The sequence below is a fragment of the Pantoea sp. ACRSB genome, assembly GCF_022346905.1.
Classification (GTDB): Bacteria; Pseudomonadota; Gammaproteobacteria; order Enterobacterales; family Enterobacteriaceae; genus Pantoea; species Pantoea piersonii.
This window is the reverse complement of record NZ_JAKRNL010000003.1, coordinates 242,186-256,281: the sequence shown is the minus strand read 5'-3', so window position 1 is coordinate 256,281 and position 14,096 is coordinate 242,186. Positions and strand designations below refer to the sequence as shown.

Sequence of the window (14,096 nt, the reverse complement as noted above, 5' to 3'; positions counted from 1 at the left end):
AAATTTAGTTAATTTCGTGCTGGCGGCGAGGGGACTAAAGGGCCCCTCATAATCCTTTGATGTTGTTATATGCACTGGTAATCCCCCCTGCATTCAGGTTAGGAGAAAATTCTACTTATGCCTGCATCGATTTTTCGGGGGGATTACCATATGTCAGATCAAGTCGCGACTAATACAGATTACCGTTGTTAGTGTGCCATTTTCATGCTTTGTTAGCAAAGATGGGGTGAATATCGACTTATTATTTTCCATTATTTGTATACTCCATATACAAAATCTTTTACAGAGCGATAGTTTCTTAACCCCGCAATCCCATCCTCAACATGTGCTGCCCAGGCTTTAATCATATCCTTCTGCGTCATCTGTGGATAAAGCATCTTCAATACCAATTCTGTAGTCTGTAATGTCTCCCCCAGCCACGTAATTTTATCCAGTACCAGCGAGCCATCCAGCTTCTTGGTATCCCGCTCAGGCGAATAACGGAACTCGCTCTCTAGCGAACGGAAAAATGCCAGTCGAGCAGCGACATTGGGCGTAATCCCTGTATATCCTTTCAATTTTTTAAGCTGCTCTTCAGTCTGACGACTAAGCACCATTCGATTCGGGAGCATCAGATCGCCTCCTTAGTTAATTCCCAGAAATAGCCAGGTTTCAGTGCAGACGATTTGGTATGTGCATTAAACACAATCTCATAAGCATGAGAGATATCATCACGCAATTGATCAACAAAATAACGCTCATCCACTTCCGTATCAGTAGATAGCAGCACTACCTGATGGCTGGCAAACGGGAAATAGTGGTTAATCAGTTTATCCCGATGCTGAGAATCCAGACGTCCTAATGGCGTATCGATAATCACCGGTAAATCACGGCCTGAGGTTTTTGCTAAAGCCTCAAGAATAGCAATTGCATAAATTTGCTTTTCACCGGCAGAAAGCAGCTTACGTTTTATGACGGATCCTTGTTCATCAATCAGCTCTACGTCAAACGTCTCTGGGTTAATGTGCGCACTAAGTTGTAAATCTTCTTTACGGGCCAGTTTGCGATAGGCTATTTCGAAATTCGCTGACAGTGTTTTCACTCTTGCCTGCGTTAATACATCACTGTATCGATCGAGTAAATTAATCGTTTCTTGAGCGTTTTTAAAGGCGCTACTCAAGCCATGCTGACTTCGGGCAACATCATGCATTTTTTGTACCTGACGAACGCAATCCAGTTGCTGTTGCTTAATTCGTTTAGCATCTTCCAGCAATGAAAGATATTTTTGCCGCTGTTTTTCACGTTGCTTATCCAGTTCGCGTAGCTTCTCAAAGAGCTCCATTAACTGGTCGTCTTCCGGGGCGCGGGCAATATTTGCAGCAGCCTGCTCTAACTGCTGTTCAGTCTCTGATAACTGGGTACGGTAAAGATCGAAGCGTTGCCATGCCTTTTTGCTGTCTTGTTCAATCGACTGTTGGAGCATACCGGCTTCACGTTCAGAGATATCAAACAGCAAATCGCCTTTAGGCTTAGTTGCCATATACTCTTTTAGATTATCGGTAATCGCTTCAGCTGCTATTTTGCCAGTTCCCTCAGAACGAAATGCAATATCATTTCTGAGTTGCGTTAAAAACTGGCTCAGCTCTTTTTCAAAGCTTTTTGCCTGTTTAATCTGCGTTTCATCAGTAATTTGTTGCAGTAAACGAGACAAAATAGTGGGCGCAAGCGCATAAGGTAGCGGCCCATCACATTCCTGACGCAGTGCTTTTTCCAGACGTTCCTTATCTTTCAATAACGCATCAACTTTCTGCTTTTCCTGCGCTTTTGTCTGGGCAAAAGCCCCCCCCTGAGCATTTAGCAAACCTTCATAACGGATGATATCTTTAGAAATAAACTCAATCCGCGATTTGGCAAAATCGGCTCTTTCCAGTATCTCTTCAGTCTGGCAGGCCAATTCTTTACTTTGTTTTTCAAGCTCTGCAATCTGCTGTTGTTGAGAACCCACCAACTGGCTGGCTTGCTGGCGCTTAACAAAAATCATTAAGTCATTACGCAGTTTGGATATCAGATCCAGACCTAATAAACGGCGCACTGCGGTACGCAAAATATTGCCGGATTCATCTTCCGCCAGCTCCGCAATTTTCTCGCCATCAAAAAAGAACAGATCGGCAATGCCATGCGGGATTAATTCATTAAGAAACCCCTGGCACTGATCGTAATCCAGCTCACTGAGTGGCTGTCCATCCTGTTGCAGAGATAGGCGATCTTTCTTACCTTTTTTCCAGGTTCGCGTAACGGTAAATTCCGCTTCATGGCCGCCCTTATTATAGGTAAAGGTCAATTCGACAGCGGCTTCCTCAGGTTGTTCAATATCGTACGCACCGTTGTGAATTAACGAACTAAGTTGCTCGACATATTCCTGTTGTTGAGTGGCAAGGCCAAACGCCAGCCGACCATATAGTGCTAGACGGATCGCTGATAGGATCGACGTTTTCCCTGCACCGTTTAAACCACCAAACAGTACAATAGGTCGTGGATTCAAATCGTGTGGGCGCTTTCTGGGGGCCAGATCAATGGTATGAGTACCGTTAAATACCCGAAAATTATGTAACACTAGTTGTTTAATGAGCACGTTCGTTTTCCTCCTCGACTAAAACAGAGGATTCACTGGCATCGACAATTCTTCGCTGTAGAACCTGAAGTTCAGCTTCCAGTCTGGTGACTTCTTCCTGGTGAATATCCCGGTCGTTACGTTTTTGTAGTGCTGCTTGTTGCTGCTGGATCTCTTCGAGACTACCCCAGTCCTGTTTTAGAATGGTACCGAGTTTGTCAAAAATCCCCTGACGACGGCTTAGCCCTTCCATTGACACTTCCAGTTCAATCAGCTTCATGACCATCTCGGGTGCAACGTCAAATCCCTGAGCTATCTGTATCAACAAATCTGCATCACTGGCATCAAAGCGGGACTGATCGTCAACCACCCAGTCTAAATCCCGCTGATACACTTCACGGTAAATACCAGGCAGTGTGTCATACCAGTCTGGTTCATTAGGATCTTTCAGCCACTCCTGACGAATCGCATGTAGCTCCGGCTCGGTAATCAACGTAATAGTATGACCTTGAGCATTCAAATCACGCTCAATCTTCAACAACTCTCTCAACCACTCCTGACGGTATTTTAGCCAGTAAGGACCTGGAACATGCTTACGCTCAGCGCCTGGTTCATCACTTTCTTTAGCGTACTGATAACTCACTTTGCCTGTACGACGTTTGTAATTACGATAAGTGTCTTTATTCACCGGGTCGGTGGTAAAGGCTAACAGGTCGCGATATTTCAACAGCGGAGACATCCATTCTTCTCCACTTTTAATCAGACTTTCCATCGCTTTATCTTTAGTGACAACTGTACAAGTCCAGCAGCCAAAACGAGAATTTCCGCATGACGGGGTACTTTCATCGATAACAAGTGGGCATTCGCCTTGTGCAGAAGAATCCAAATAAAGCGTCCATAGAGGGCGGTTGTTTCCCCCCCACGGGCTTTCCCACTCGTTGATATCTTCAGGGGCATAGCGGAACGCGCCGCGCAGTAGCTTCCAGACGTCTTCTACATCCCATGTATCAATAGGGGTATAGATAAATGCGTTTGCTAGTGTGGTATGCCGGGCCAGGCGCGAGCCATCGATTTTGTGTTTTGCAATTACTTGAGCACGGGAGGCACTTTCGCTGCTACGTGAACCGAGAACCACAATGACTTCATCAAACTGGCTGACCTTATCTTTAATAAAGTCACTAACCGGGTTGATCTTCATACGTTCAGTACACCAACGGAAGCTACGGGTTGGGGCTGGATAACCTTTTCCGAGCAAATTTACCCAGAAGGTTTCGTTGGTTTTGGGCGTTACTGCATGTTGAGTTATTGGCAGGCCGTTACGCTTTGCACCCGCCTCGATCTGAAGCATTGTTTTCTTAATCAAATCCACAACTACTGGAGTTTCAACCAACGTATCGGATGAGACCAAAAAAACATTTTTATTGCGCATTGCCGGGGGTAAGCCGAGTAATGCCAGATACACCAGCGTGATCACGGCGGAAGAATCTTTCCCTCCACTGTAGCCAATCACCCACGGACGCTTATCTGCGCAGTAAATTCTTTGTACTTCAGCAACATATTCGGCTAAGGGACGTCCAACGAACTGTTCCTGATTAATAAAATCTTCATATTCAGCCAGATCGAAGGCCTGAACTAATTTACTCATAAGGTAACCATTTGAGTTTCAAGCTCCTGTTCTTCAGGAGTGAGGGGAATTGAAAGCGCGGTCTTTAATGCATTGCACGTAAGTTGGATTGCGGAACTGGTTTTACTCAGCTTACCGTGCTGCATTGCGCGCTTTATCAAATCTGGATTGTTTCTGCGCCAGTTAAAGGTTTTGAGGGCAGCGATTTTCTCTGGCCAGTGCTCTGGATAATTTGCCAGCAGGCAATGCCCTAGTTGTCCGAGCGCCTGCAAAGCAATACCGTGAGCATGCACGTAATCCTGGCGTAGCTGAACAGGTGACACCTCTTTTTTAGCGGCTAGCTGCCAGTCTGGCATGACGTTAAAAATAGCTTTCCAGTAATTTGTTGCGAGTTGAGTGCACTCTTCAAAATTTTCTTCTTTTGGTTCTTTTCCCAGTAGTGCACGAGTTGCCTGCTTGATGCTACTCAAAGTAAACAATTTGTTGGAACGTTGGCTGATACCAGATTTTTCAAGCTCAGTCATCCCAATAAACGGTTCAACGGACATAGCCAGATAACGCGCCAGGCTGGAGCTAGCGTCACGGTGATCGTACAGTGATGACAGTGAAGGACTAGGGCGTATTGCGTATTTGTTCAGATCGGCAAACATTTGCTGACTGCGTTTTAATCCCTCATCAACAAAAAACAGCACTGGAATGTTATCCTGCCCAAGTTCCGGACGAGCTTCCAAAGCGTCTTCAATCGCCTTACGACGATGCTGACCATCATTGATCAAAATCTGTGCATCCATCGGAACGGATAGTGTCCCCAGATTGTTAGACCCCGGAAATTCATCAAACTGAACGTCAACCGCGATGGACGCTGTTAATGCGGAGAAAACATAATCTTTAGGGTTTTCAAGCAAGTACCTTACCATTTCGGGAATGCGCGATTTGTTCAAGGTGCGCTGTGCACGTAGCTCTGGAGGAACGTCATTTTCATCAAAACTGAATATCTTAGGGATGATGCGCATTGGGCAGGTAGCGATATAAAAAGGACGCCCTGCCTGAATGCCACGTATAGCCGGGAACGAGTAGCAGTAATCCGCATCAATACTAGCCATAATGTAATCCGTGCAAATTTCATTCAAAAGATACGTGATATTTTACGTAATACCTGTGCGGATTTACAGTCTTTTGACGTGAAAATTTGCGTACTAGATTCCATTTTGAAGTCAATTCGTTCTAGAAAATGAAAAAAATTCTTCAAATTCAAGGGTTATAAAGAGTTTTGAAGCCTCTCAAAAAGCACCTATACCTCAAGTAAAGCAAAAATTGCGTAACTGGTATCTTGAAATTTATTTATGTTAATCAGTAAGATGAATGCATTTTAATCATAAGTCTTTAATTTGGAATCGATGTTATCTGGTGAGAAACCTCTGTGTTAATGTAAGGAAGGAAATTTTAAATGATGTTAAATTTCTCCTAATCTCTTTCCCGCATACCCTTTCCCCAACTTCTTCTAAAAACCCCTTGCGATAACATATAGCGCTTCACTATTTCCCGATGCGTTTTATTAGTGCGAGGGTAAATCCGGGCATCCTCTCTGGAAAACGCACAATGACCTGGACAAGCTTACCGGTGCTGGATCTGGCGCAACTTGCCGGCAGCGAAACCGAACAAACCAAATTTCTCTCCCGCCTACGCGAAAGCGCACGCGACGTGGGCTTTTTCTACCTCATCAACCACGGCATCAACCCGCAACTGCAGCAGAACGTGCAAAGCATTACGCGCGCCTTTTTCGATCTGCCGCAGGAAGAGAAGCTGCGCGTCTCGATGATCCACTCGCCGCACTTCCGCGGCTACAACCTGGCGGGCGTGGAGTACACCCGCGAGCAGCGAGACCAGCGCGAGCAATTCGATATCGGCGCGGATCGCGAGCCGCTGCTGCTGCAGCCGGATGATGCGGCGTGGAAGCGTCTGCAGGGACCGAACCTCTGGCCGGAAGCGCTGCCGCAGCTGCGCCCGGTGATCAACGGCTGGCAGCAGGAGATGACCAACGTGGCGCTGCGCCTGCTGCGCGCCTTCGCCCGTTCGCTGTCGCTGCCGGAGGACGCCTTCGACGCGCTCTACGGCCGCTATCCCAACGAGCACGTCAAGCTGATCCGCTATCCCGGACAGAGCGCCGAGGAAAGCCAGCAGGGCGTCGGCGCGCATAAAGACTCCGGCTTTCTCACCTTCCTGCTGCAGGACGAGCAGCGCGGGCTACAGGTGGAAGTGACGCCGGGAAACTGGGTCGATGCCGCGCCGAAGCCGGGCGCGTTCGTGGTGAATATCGGCGAGCTGCTGGAGCTGGCGACCAACGGCTATCTGCGCGCCACCGTGCACCGCGTGCTCTCGCCGCCAGAAGGACAGGAGCGCATCTCCATCGCCTTTTTCCTCGGCGCGCAGCTCGACACCCAGGTGCCGATCTACCAGCTGCCCGACGCGCTGGCGGCGGAAGCGCTGGGGCCGACCAGCGATCCCGCCAATCCGCTGATCCGCGACGTGGGCTGGAACTACCTTAAAGGACGTTTACGCTCGCACCGCGATGTGGCGCAGCGCTATTACGGCGATTATCTCAAGACACTTTCATAAGGACATTGCATGAAAAAGAAGATGGTAGCGACTCTGGCGCTGGCGGCGCTCTTCTCGGGCGCCAGTTCGGCGGCGGTGCTGCGCGTGGCGGCGGATCCGGTGCCGCACAGCGAGATCCTCAACTACGTGAAGAAGATCGATCCTGACCTCGATCTGCAGGTGATCGAACTCAACGGCAACCTCAACGCCAACGAGCTGCTGGCGCGCGGCGACGTCGACGCCAACTACTTCCAGCATGTGCCGTACCTGCGCGATCAGGAGAAGGCGCTGGGCGAGACGTTCGACGTGGCGGCGACGGTGCATATCGAGCCGCTGGGGCTCTACTCGCGCAAGGTGAAATCCCTGAAGGCTATCCCGGACGGTGCGCAGGTAGCGGTGCCGAACAACGTCACCAACCTGAGCCGCGCGCTCTACCTGCTGCAGGCCAACGGGCTGATTATCCTGAAGGCGGGCAAGAACGACGCCATCAACAACCTGGCGACGCCGGCGGATATCAGCAGCAACCCGCATCACCTGAAGATCGTCGAGATCGAGTCGCCGCAGCTGCCGCGCGCGCTGGATGACGTGCAGTTCGCGGTGATCAACGGCAACTACGCGCTGCAGGCGGGCCTGACGCCGTCGAAGGACGCGCTGGCACTGGAGAAAGCGCAGGGCAACCCTTACGCCAACGTGCTGGTGACTACGCCGAAGCTGGCGAACGATCCGCGCATTAAAGCGCTGGCGAAAGATCTCGCCTCGCCGCAGGTGGCGAAGTTTATCGAGCAGCAGTACCACGGCTCGGTGATCCCGGTAAATCCGTAACCGGGCCGCGATAAAGCGGGAGGGAACCGCGTCCCGTTTTCCTGCTATCCATGCGGTTGCGGTACGATAGCGCTGTCTATCCGTATCGCCGTCCGCGGAGCGGGTTCACCCTTTCAACGATGCGGCACTTTGACCGGCGGCGTCTCTGTCCAGTCAGGCCGCTCGCCAGACATAATGGCCCGCTGCTGAGCCGGCGTGACTGACTGGAAAATATCCGGCATGGTACGCTCTTGGTTTTGCGGTGGCGGGGTTATTTTGTAGTTATCGTAACTGCAGGCTGAAAGCTCGAAAACAATCAGCGCTAAAGGCATAAGCTTTTTCATACGTATTTTCCCTGAAAATTATCTCTAACGACCTTACCTGCGCCAGATGTGCCAGCTTGTTTAGCCTGTACTGTGCTCAGGTGCCAAAGCCGGTACGGCGTCATGGCGATATTTATCAACCAGCGCTCGCGCAATCGCTTCGGTTTCCGCATCGGCATGCCCGCTAATATCACTGGGTCGGAAATGCATCTGAAATGCGCTAAGGGTTTTTTGCGTATCCTCGTCAAGCACGCCGTTTTGAGGAATGTGATCATATCCATACTGCTTAAGCAGCGCCTGAATAACGCTGACTTCAGCCGGTGCGTTCGGGGAACGACCAGCAAGATAGCGGATTACCGTTTGCCGATCGGGCCATGCGCCAATACCTGATGCCGCCAGACGTTCCCAGGGAAACAGCTTGCCAGGATCCTGCTTACGTAAAGGCGCGATATCGCTATGTCCGAGCACGTTATCAGGGGTAATCTGGTAGCGGCGGATGATATCCTTCGCCAGAGCGGTGAGCGCGGCGATTTGTTTTTCCTTATAGGGATACCAGGTACGTTGCCCCAACATATTGTCGGTAAACCCCGCATTAACGATTTCAATACCTATCGATGAGTCATTCAGGTTAGATCTGCCGTTCCAGTTACTGACGCCGGCATGCCATGCGCGCTTGTTTTCGTCAACCAGTTGCAGCACGACCGGTTTTCCCTTTATGAATGCGGGTTCTGCGGCAATCAGGTAATGGGCACTTACCTGATCCTCTGTCAGTGTTTTAAGTGACTGACGATCATCCAGCGCTGTGTAATGAATAACAAGAAAGCGTATTCGTTCGTTTTGTCCTGCGGAGGTGAAGTCGTGGCTGACATAATAGCCATCATGCTCCTTTATAATGGACGGGCGCGATGCGCAGCCTGATAATATTAAAGCTAAAATGGCCGTTAACGTTAACTTGTAAAGTGATGTTAAATGAGATAAAGGATTATAGTTCTGCACTAAATATGAACTCCCTGTAAATGAATGAAACGTGGCTGCCCGCCACGCGCTGTTAAGAGACTTTTATTAAAATTCTCCCAGAGTTATTATTTTGAAATAAGGGCGCTACAGCACTATATAAGCCCTGAAAAATTTATTATCAGCGCAGGTGACGTTTTTTTGCAAAAAGGTTTATGCGACCTAAGCTAACTCGCTGAGCGTTCGCCATAAATCAGGGCTTTCATAAGACGCGGCCCAGAAGGCTGCGCCACGGAAACCACAGGTTTTAATCAGCGCCAGTCTGTCTTGCACGGCTTGATCGCTGCTGTACCAGACTGTATGCGACGCGCCTTGAGCGTCAGTATAGGAGAACGTCTCTTCCTTCTCATTGGCGCTGTAGGTCACGACGCTTTGCGGATATTTTTCGAGCAGTGCTGTGACATTATCAAACAGTACGCTTTTAACTGTTCCTTTGCCCCAGTCACGTCCATACAGAGGGATGCCAATCTCTACCCGATCGGTGGCGTAGACGTTCTGGCGCGTCCAGTGGCATATACTTTTTACCCACTCGAAACCTGCTACAGGACCGGGCGGCGTATTCGGCGCGTGCTGATCATACGCCATGACGCGAAGTATTGATGCGGCGGCGGACAGCGCTTTGTAATCATAAACCGCAGGGATCAGCTTATTTCGCCACACCTCATATTGATCAGACCAGCGTGGCATAACGGTAATGGTCAGCAGTTTATTGACGCGCGTAAGTTCAGAGGAGAGGGACTGGCAGAAGCGGGTATAGGTTTTACGGACCTCCCTCGCTACAGCGCTATCCGTGGTCAATGCAATATTTTCCAGATCCAGGTCAATGCCATCATAGCCATTCTCGATAATTTCCTGTGTGATCCTCTTTGCCAGGCTTAACTGGCGGGAGTTATCGCTGAAAAGCTGAATAAACGCGTCTGGCATCAGCGTCGTCGTAATGGTCGGCGTGACCAGGGCTTGATTTTGTTTCAACAGGCCAATAGTTTTTTTATCTGGAATATGCAGCCCGTCAGAACCTGGTTTTACTGTCAAGGTACCGGCATTATCAATTTCATACCAGAAGGGCGATGCACTCTTGACGCAGCCATATTGTAACGCTTCAAGCGTTGAGCGTAGAGATTGCTGCATACGCCAGTCAGGTAGCCATATACTGTTGCTCAGCATTGAGTCGTGGGGATCGCGCTTTTCATCATTCTCTGAACGACAGGCGCTGACAACCATCGTAGAAGACATTATAAGGATCATCCTTTTGATAAAGTCTCGCCTGCTGGTTATATTTTCCATCTCTCATCCATGATAACGTTTATAAAGCTGGCGCTGTATTACCGGCACCATGCGAAGGGTTATGCGTGCTGCGCTTTTTTAAGTCTTACTGTGATGAATATGGCTGTTGATTGCACATTTATTTCCATAGCCGCCTCTTAATGGTTGCAAGGCTCTCATTCGTTAGCTCTTCATACTTCCAGATGAACATGCCTCCCAGATTAAAGTCCAGCACCTGATCGATGAAATAATTTAAGTTCCAGTCAGTCATGCCTCGGGTTGTAAGCGCAAGAATGCATTTCTTGTTTTCAACGCCGTGTTCTAAAGATCTTTTAATCGCGGGCGTTACATTGTTGATTATGTCCTCTTTACTCCACATCGAAGCACCATAGCAATAATGGATGAAGCGATTGCATTGATTTGAGGCGTGAAGCGCTATTATTTTCTTGTTTAACAGGTTGCCGTTATTGGTCTCAGGGTGGTTGTAAGCATATCCTGCGGTAAAACCAAAGCTGGTTTCTTTCTGGCATTTTTTCAAATGTTCCATTGCTTCAATGACCAAATCAATATTCATATTGCATTCGTCGTCAAAGTCTACGCCATCCCAGCCGCGGCTTTTGGTCGCTTCTGCAATCCTCAGAGCTTCCTGGATATTTGCAGGTCGCCCTTCAGGAGCGCATCCGCCTCCTCCATACACCCATAAGGTCTTCCCGCTAAAGCCAGAGAGGTTTTCTGGTTTATTGTTTCTTTCTGGGCTCCATCCAGGACGAGACGATGTACCTGTTGTTAATCCGTCAAGATTAGTGACCATGCCGTACATCATGATATCAAACTCTTCCAGCGGTTTAGCCGTCAGTGACTGGCTCCAGCCGCCAAGAATAAATCTATTCATAATCTTTACCTGTATGTAATAAATAGCTATATCAATTTTTATATTTCTCTACCAGCGCATAAAGAATGGCGGCTGTTTCAATATCCATTTGACCGCTGTAATTGCATGGTCGGAAATGTAGCTGAAAGGCTCTGATTAATTGCGAATATTGCTTTTCATTATCGGTTCCTGATGTGTCATAACCATACTTTTTGAACATTTCCACGAGTTGCTCTTTCGCAGGTAACGCACCGCGAAATTTTCCCATATAGCGGTCTTTTGTTTGGTCATCAAACCACGCCCCAACGCCAGCCGTATAAAGCGCTTTTCAGGGGAAGGCAGAGCCTGGGTCCATTTTTCTGCCTGGCGCAATATCGCTATGCCCCACGACATGGGTAGGTGTAATGTCAGGGTGACGCTGTATAATATTGGTCGCCAGCGCAATCAGCACCTCTGTCTGGGCCGGGTGATAAGGCGGAAAAGTAAATACGCCGTTCTCTTCCTTAGCCTGATTCACTATTTCAATTCCAATAGAGGAATCATTAAGATTGCTTCTTCCAGCCCATGCACTTGTACCGGCATGCCATGCGCGTTCGCTTTCATCAACCAGATTAAAAACGCGCATCTCTTTAAAGCCTGCATCAATATATGTTTTATCTGAAGGATCAGGAACAAGATAATGGGCGCTGACTGACGGGCCAGTTAATGCTCTGACCGACGCAGTAAAATCAAGGGCAGTATAATGCATCACCAGGAAGCGTACGCGGCTATTAAAACTCTTTACTGAACGGTAACTATTGTAATCAATCTGCATGTTAACTCCTTTGTTTATATGTTAACTGTCCTTTTTTTGATGGCTGTCTAAAGAATATGCTACCGATACAGGCAGTGAACTGTGATCTGTGAACCATTTTTCACAATAGACTCTTAATTTATGTTTTCATTTTATAGGGATAAAAAGCAGAGCTGATCTCTCAACTGATTCATTCTTTAATTAATCTGTGGTTTTCCTGAATTTGCTTTTATTATTTTATTGGCGCGATTTGGATGATGATATCCGAAACGCGCAGACGCGGATTTTTCAACAGACCTTGTTGTGTAGCTTATTATTAACACCGCTTGTCTTGTTAACTCTGTTACTGACGCGGGGCGCTAATTACTGGCGATGCCAGTCAATTTGTTTTAGGTAGAGCTTGATTCAGCACCATTAGCTTTCGTGATATAAAAACCGTTACTGTTTAGATCAGTTTATGTCAAAAGAGGCAGGCGCAGGGGAGAGGTATGACAATTTTATTCCCCGTGAGGTAAAGCGACTCGACATCAGGGGATGATTTTTTAACAGCAAGGGCGAATCGTTCTTCTGGCCTGAGAATAAGTTGAGAGGCTATATAATACTGAGTTAACGGGCAAGGAGCTTCGCTATTTGATTATCTTTAAGAGTAGCCTTTCACAAGGCGTAAAAGAGAATAAGCGGCGGAATCTGATGTGGTTGCGGATGTCTCGAGGATTGATTCTCTCTGCCATGGCGCTCTTGCTGGGCGGCTGCGCGCGCTCCGACGCGCTATGGATGGTGACGCAGGATCTCTGCATGACCCACTACCACTATCTGCGCGACCCGGCGCCCTGCCAGCAGATCTATCAGCCACAGAGCAAAGAGCAGGGCTTCAGCATCCTGCAGAATCCTCGCTACCCCTACCATTTTATTCTGGTGCCGAACCTGGCGATGTCCGGTATCGAGAGCATGGCACTGTCGCGCGAGGGCCGCACCGACTACTTCGGCTATGCCTGGCTGATGCGCTACCGCCTGATGGCGGCGTATGGCGCCGACGTTCCCGACGACAGGCTGGGCATGGCGATTAACTCTGCGTATGGACGCAGCCAGAATCAACTGCATATTCATCTCACCTGTCTGCGCGAAGACGTGCGCCGCCAGCTGCAGGCGGAGCGACCTTACATTGATGAGCAGTGGCGGCCGTTGCCCGACCGCTTGCTGAACCATACTTACTATGCCCGCCGCGTGATGCAGCCGACGGCGATGGGGATCTATCCCATCGCCTCGGTGGCGCGTTATTTTCAGCTGTCGCCGCCACAGCTGGCGGAGTATGGCGTGGCGCTAATACCCACTACTTTCTCGGGAGAGAAAGGGTTTATCCTGCTGACCACGCGGCGCGGCTGGGATAAGGGTAATCGCGCTTCGGTGGAGTCTTTACTGGATAAACGCTGTGATATCCTTACTGCTTCGCCGCCTGACCGTTTAGCCGAAAGGTAAGGTGATTCGGCGCAGTTTCTCTGTTCAGTCAGGCCGTGCTTAGATTTGACGGTTTCATCCCGATAGAGAGCTGTTATTTGAACCTTTCCTGTGCTGCTACGGAACTGACAGGCTGTACAGATTGTCTTTATCCTGGTCTACTGTTAACAAAATCAATCAACGTGGAAAACACTATGCGCAGGACTCAGAACGCACTCTTTTTAGCGGGTTTACTGTTTGGCTCGCTGAGCCTTGTTCCCGCCGCACAGGCGGAAGGCGACGCCAACGATACCGTTCCGCCGCCGCCGCAGGTGCAGCAGCAGGCCCCTGCCGATGCGCAGCCGCAGGGCGATAGCACCGACAGCAACGGCCAGCCGCCGCTGGGACCAAACGCAGAAGAGCCAGAAGCGGGCAGCACCCCCTCGCCAGCGCCAGACGCTAACGCCGGCACTTCGCAGCCGCAGTCAAAATACGATCTCGACCGCGTCATCATCGACTACAAAGAGTACAAGGTCGGCGACAGCGTGCCGCAGCAGTATCTGGATAAAACCTACACCATCGTTGAATGGCAGAAGCGTAACCTGCCTGCGCCGGAAACCGGCAGCCACTGGACCTATATCGGCGGCAATTATCTGTTGATTACCAATGACGTCGGCAAAATCCTCAAGGCGGAAACAGGCGATATCTACTATCGTGGCTAAGTGCGAGCGCGGCTAAGAAGGCAGCGCTAACCACGCGGATACGCACCCCATCCCTGAGGTGCGCCT

At 49.3% G+C, this 14,096-nt stretch carries 11 protein-coding genes and 1 pseudogene; 4 read left to right on the top strand and 8 right to left on the bottom strand.

Features of this window, described 5'->3' with window-relative positions; all coding sequences use genetic code 11:
• Window positions 1-251 precede the first annotated feature (251 nt).
• The 4 genes from dndE to dndB are packed head-to-tail and all read right to left on the bottom strand — an operon-like array spanning window position 252 to window position 5,317.
• The gene (gene dndE / locus MHZ89_RS12030) at window positions 252-611 is read right to left on the bottom strand and encodes a DNA sulfur modification protein DndE (RefSeq protein WP_311783185.1); all 360 of its coding nucleotides are present in this window, start codon (window positions 609-611) and stop codon (window positions 252-254) included.
• Entirely contained in the window at window positions 611-2,611 is a 2,001-nt protein-coding gene (gene dndD, locus MHZ89_RS12025) for a DNA sulfur modification protein DndD (RefSeq protein WP_311783184.1), read from the bottom strand. The genes dndE and dndD overlap by 1 nt, the downstream gene beginning before the upstream one ends.
• On the bottom strand, window positions 2,601-4,235 hold the full coding sequence (gene dndC, locus MHZ89_RS12020) for a DNA phosphorothioation system sulfurtransferase DndC (RefSeq protein WP_311783183.1): 1,635 nt from the start codon (window positions 4,233-4,235) through the stop codon (window positions 2,601-2,603). Before dndC ends, dndD begins: the two co-directional genes overlap by 11 nt.
• Window positions 4,232-5,317, bottom strand: coding sequence for a DNA sulfur modification protein DndB (gene dndB / locus MHZ89_RS12015; protein WP_311783182.1), 1,086 nt, complete (start codon window positions 5,315-5,317; stop codon window positions 4,232-4,234). Before dndB ends, dndC begins: the two co-directional genes overlap by 4 nt.
• A 496-nt stretch (window positions 5,318-5,813) precedes the next feature.
• On the opposite strand from dndB, the gene MHZ89_RS12010 reads away from it, so the two are divergent.
• Entirely contained in the window at window positions 5,814-6,830 is a 1,017-nt protein-coding gene (locus MHZ89_RS12010; protein ID WP_311783181.1) for an isopenicillin N synthase family oxygenase, read from the top strand.
• Between the two features lie 9 nt (window positions 6,831-6,839).
• Entirely contained in the window at window positions 6,840-7,631 is a 792-nt protein-coding gene (locus tag MHZ89_RS12005; protein ID WP_311783180.1) for a MetQ/NlpA family ABC transporter substrate-binding protein, read from the top strand.
• A 383-nt stretch (window positions 7,632-8,014) separates the two neighbouring features.
• Here MHZ89_RS12005 and MHZ89_RS12000 read toward each other — a convergent pair whose 3' ends face one another.
• From MHZ89_RS12000 to MHZ89_RS11985, 4 genes and pseudogenes are all read right to left on the bottom strand, one after another.
• Window positions 8,015-8,929: an N-acetylmuramoyl-L-alanine amidase gene (locus tag MHZ89_RS12000; RefSeq protein ID WP_409373266.1), complete on the bottom strand. Its 915-nt coding sequence runs from the start codon at window positions 8,927-8,929 to the stop codon at window positions 8,015-8,017.
• Between the two features lie 180 nt (window positions 8,930-9,109).
• The gene (locus MHZ89_RS11995; protein WP_311783179.1) at window positions 9,110-10,180 is read right to left on the bottom strand and encodes a glycosyl hydrolase family 18 protein; all 1,071 of its coding nucleotides are present in this window, start codon (window positions 10,178-10,180) and stop codon (window positions 9,110-9,112) included.
• A gap of 169 nt (window positions 10,181-10,349) precedes the next feature.
• Window positions 10,350-11,102: a hypothetical protein gene (locus MHZ89_RS11990; RefSeq protein ID WP_311783178.1), complete on the bottom strand. Its 753-nt coding sequence runs from the start codon at window positions 11,100-11,102 to the stop codon at window positions 10,350-10,352.
• A gap of 31 nt (window positions 11,103-11,133) precedes the next feature.
• A pseudogene (locus tag MHZ89_RS11985) lies at window positions 11,134-11,895 on the bottom strand (N-acetylmuramoyl-L-alanine amidase).
• Between the two features lie 681 nt (window positions 11,896-12,576).
• Between MHZ89_RS11985 and MHZ89_RS11980 the strand changes: the two are divergent.
• Both MHZ89_RS11980 and MHZ89_RS11975 read left to right on the top strand, forming a co-directional pair.
• A complete protein-coding gene (locus MHZ89_RS11980) occupies window positions 12,577-13,350 on the top strand; it encodes a CDP-diacylglycerol diphosphatase (RefSeq protein ID WP_409373265.1) in 774 nt (257 codons plus the stop codon).
• 173 nt (window positions 13,351-13,523) lie between these two features.
• Window positions 13,524-14,030, top strand: coding sequence for an RcnB family protein (locus tag MHZ89_RS11975; RefSeq protein ID WP_311783176.1), 507 nt, complete (start codon window positions 13,524-13,526; stop codon window positions 14,028-14,030).
• Window positions 14,031-14,096 lie beyond the last annotated feature (66 nt).